General features: G+C 72.8%; 1 protein-coding gene and 1 pseudogene. Both read right to left on the bottom strand.

From position 1 onward, the window contains the following. Window positions 1-50: 50 nt before the first annotated feature. Window positions 51-359, bottom strand: a pseudogene (locus tag EHS43_RS44625) (PfkB family carbohydrate kinase); the annotation flags it as partial. After that, window positions 356-1,360, bottom strand: a 1,005-nt coding sequence (locus EHS43_RS44620; RefSeq protein ID WP_148104347.1) for an ADP-ribosylglycohydrolase family protein, incomplete at its 5' end; no start/stop codon positions are given. The pseudogene EHS43_RS44625 and the gene EHS43_RS44620, both read right to left, overlap by 4 nt.

The raw sequence follows: 1,360 nt of genomic DNA, 5'->3' as shown, positions 1-1,360 counted from the left end.
GTGCAGGGGGGTCTGGGTCATGACGTGTACCGGGCCTCGATCTCGGAGCGGTGGGGCATGGACGCCGAGGCGCCGAGCGCGACGGCGAGGGCGCCCACGTACGTGTCGCCCGCGAGGGCCGCCGGCAGGGGGAGCTCCAGGGTGGAGGGCAGCCCGGTGCCGAAGCCGTCGTTGCCGACCGCGGCGATCATCGAGACGGTGGCGCCGACGCGGGCCGCGGCGATCGCCTGGTTGGCGCCCTTGCCTCCGGGGATCGTACGGAACTCCCTGCCGGGGACGGTCTCTCCGTGCCGGGGCGCCTTCTCGACGCGGGCGGCCAGGTCCGTGTTCGTGCTGCCGAGCACGGCGATGTGGGTCATGGGCGAGCAGCCTCCCGGTGGGTGAGGTGGGCCAGGGTGTCGAAGCCGGTGCCGTTGAAGTCGGCCACGGAGGTGGCCAGGCGGTTCTTCAGCGGGGCGGTCCAGCGGTCGGGGAGCTTGCCGGGGGTGCCGGCGAGGAGACCGGCGATGCTTCCCGCTGTCGCGCCGTTGGAGTCGGTGTCCCAACCGCCGCTGACCGCCCGGCGGACGGAGCCGGTGAAGTCGCCGTCGGCGTGGGTGAGCGCGGCGGCGATCAGGGCGGTGTTGGGGATCGCGTGGACCCAGTGGTGGGTCGCGGCGTGAGTGGCGTGGAGCTCGTCGACGACCTGGTCGAAGTCGTCGTGGCGCTCGGCCAGTTGGACGGCGTGGGTGATCGCCCTCGCCATCCGGGAGTTCGGGGGGATCACGCTGAGGCCGGTGCGCAGGCAGGTGCGGATGTCGGGCGTCGCCGCCGCCCGGGCGATCACGGCGGCGGTGAACATCGCCGCGTAGACGCCGTTCGCGGTGTGGGTCAAGGTGGCGTCCCGGTACGCCTGTTCGGCCGCTGCCGCCGGGTCGCCGGGGTTGGTCCAGCCGTGCACGTCCGCGCGGATCAGGGCGCCGATCCACTCGCGGAAGGGGTTGCGGTGGCGGGCCGTCCTGGGGGGCTCCAGGCCCTGGAGGAGGTTGCGGTAGGCGACGCGTTCGGCGGTGAAGGTGCGGCCGGCGGGGAGTTCGTCCAGCCAGAGCCGCGCCACGTCCAGGGTGGTGAAGCGCCTGCCGTGGCGTTGCAGCAACAGCAGGTTCAGCAGCGGGTAGTTGAGGTCGTCGTCCTCGGGCATCCCGTCGATGTTCTCGGCGAGGGAGGTCGTGGCGGAGCGCCGGTTCCAGGGGTGGGCGGCGAGGAGTTCGGCGGGGACTCCCCTGGCCGTGAAGTAGTTGTTCAAGGGCCAGTTGCCGGTGGCCCGGGCAAGTTCGCGGATGGCGTTGAGGGGGAGCTTCTCCACGGGCTTGCCCAGGAG

The sequence above is a fragment of the Streptomyces sp. RP5T genome, from assembly GCF_003933965.1.
In the GTDB taxonomy this organism is placed as follows: Bacteria; Actinomycetota; Actinomycetes; order Streptomycetales; family Streptomycetaceae; genus Streptomyces.
This window is presented reverse-complemented; position numbering and strand designations above follow the sequence as displayed.